We start from the raw sequence: 2117 nt of genomic DNA, 5'->3' as shown, positions 1-2117 counted from the left end.
ACTTTTTGATAATCTTTTAGTAGTTTAAGAATAAAATCTGTGTTGTTGTTATTTAAATTAAGATAATTATTAAAGTCCATAAAGTCCTCTTTTTACAAGTGTTACTTTTAAATTAAGTAAAAGTAATAAAAATATATAAAAATAGCAATTTTTATTTTACCAAAAACTTAAAATTTTAGTCAAATTGTGGTGCTTTTCATTGCATGTGGAATTTGGACTGTAGAGTAGTTTTAATAAGCAGAAGTGGTAGTTTTTAAGGGGTGCACACAAGAAAGACTATATACTTTGTGTGATATATAGCAAATACCCGGAAATTTAATTTGTATGGGTTTTGTAGTCTTTTGTAATGAGCTGGCCATTTGCAATGGAGAGATTTTTCGAGTTTGATTAAAATTACATTTGAGTTTTGTTACTTTGTAATTCAGAATGTAACAAAATTAAATATTTAAATAGTATAAAAAATTGAATTTATTAGGTGTTGCGTTATCTTTAAGACTTATGGAGTAGGAGTAAATTATGAATAAAAAAATGGGAATACTTATTATTTGTGCTGTTTTTGCGCTGATAATTTCTTGCAAGAATTATGCAGATTCAAAACAAACCATAGAAAGAAAAGTTAAACAAGGTATAGAAAAAGGTGTAGAAATAGGAAAAGAAATTAAACAAGGATTAGAAAAACAGGTTAAGGGGTTTTTAGATAAAGAAGAAGGAGTTATTTCAGATGATGCAATAGTACATGAAATAGCAAAAAAATTAAAAGAAGAAGAAGTAAAGGAGAAAAAAGAAAATAAAAAAGATGACGAAGAAAAATTAATGCAGGGCGATGAGCCTAATAGCGATAGTAATATGCCAGCATTAAAAACAACACGAGATAGTGGTGGTCAAGCAGAAGAAGAAGAAAAAAAAGATAAAGTAGTAGAACAAAAAGTAGAACAAGTAGAAGTTAAAGCAAAAAAAGAAGAGCAAGAAAGAAAAGCTAAAGAAGAAAAAGAAAAAGAAGAGCAACAAAAAAGAGAGAGAAAAATAGAGAGACAAAAACAACAACAAGAACAACAAAAGAAAAGACAAGAAGAAGAAGAAGAAGAAAAAGCTAAAGCAGAAATAGAGAAAAGAGAGAAAGAGGAAAAAGAAAAACAACAACAAGAACAAGAAGAAAGACAAGTTAAAAGCAAAATCGAAACACTTACAAAAAAAATAGATGAGATAAATAGAGATATCGATGCTATTAAATATAAAAGGTGGTTTGTGGAGGATGAAAGAAGACTAGAAGTAAAGGCAACAGAAGTTAGAGATAAAGTTACAGGCCCCATATACGACCATTTTACTGATGATCCTACGCAAGCTATATATAATACTTGGAATTTAGAGGAGGAAGAAGATTCAGAATTAGAAAAATTATTGGAAAAATTGAGCGAAGCTAGAAGTGATTTAAGGACTAAATTAAATGTAGGCAATAAGGCCTATATACTTAGTGAAATGGATAGCAAAGAACCCCCATTAAAAGAAAATGTTAAGATTGAAGAAATTGAATCAGACTTAGATAAACTAAAATCAGAATTAGAAAAGGTTAAAGAATATCTTAAAAATGAATCCAATTTTGAAACAATTAAAGAGTATGTCACTAGCAGTGATGATAAATAAAATAGTTTAAAATATAATTTGAATTTAAGCATAAATTATGAAAAACAAGACTATCTAATAGTCTTGTTTTTATTTATGAGTATTAAGTTCGCTAAAATGTTTAGTTAAAGTTTTATATTAAACATTTTTCAGTAGTTATTGTAGTTCCTCCTTTGCTAAAATTTTAGCATATATAAGCAAGTTGTAAGTTTATGTTAATAATTGAAAAGTTATTGTTTAGATATTATGTTTTTGCTATATATTATTATATAGATAATATGCATGCTAATAAAGTTTCAGATTTTTATGATAATTTAGATAAGAAAACAAAAAAGGAAATACACATCGCTTATGAAATAATAAATGACCCTTTAGGACCACCCACAAAAGAATTTATTAAAGGGGTTTTAAAAGATAGATATCTAATAGAAAAATATAGAAGTTCCAAAAATGTTGAGATTAATTATAGCTACAAGGAAGGAATAGTAGAAAAATGT

General features: G+C 27.0%; 2 protein-coding genes. Both read left to right on the top strand.

The annotated features are described in order from the left end of the window. Positions 1–516: 516 nt before the first annotated feature. Positions 517–1641 carry a hypothetical protein gene (locus tag HNR35_RS05670; RefSeq protein ID WP_183224538.1) on the top strand — a complete coding sequence of 375 codons (1125 nt, stop codon included), beginning with the start codon at positions 517–519 and terminating at the stop codon, positions 1639–1641. A 257-nt stretch (positions 1642–1898) separates the two neighbouring features. Next, positions 1899–2117: DUF643 domain-containing protein (locus HNR35_RS05665; RefSeq protein ID WP_236845805.1), on the top strand; the 219-nt coding region annotated here is incomplete at its 3' end.

This window comes from Borreliella spielmanii (assembly GCF_014201705.1).
GTDB classification, from domain to species: Bacteria; Spirochaetota; Spirochaetia; order Borreliales; family Borreliaceae; genus Borreliella; species Borreliella spielmanii.
The sequence above is the reverse complement of the archived record's forward strand: the minus strand, read 5'-3'. Positions and strand labels throughout refer to the sequence as shown.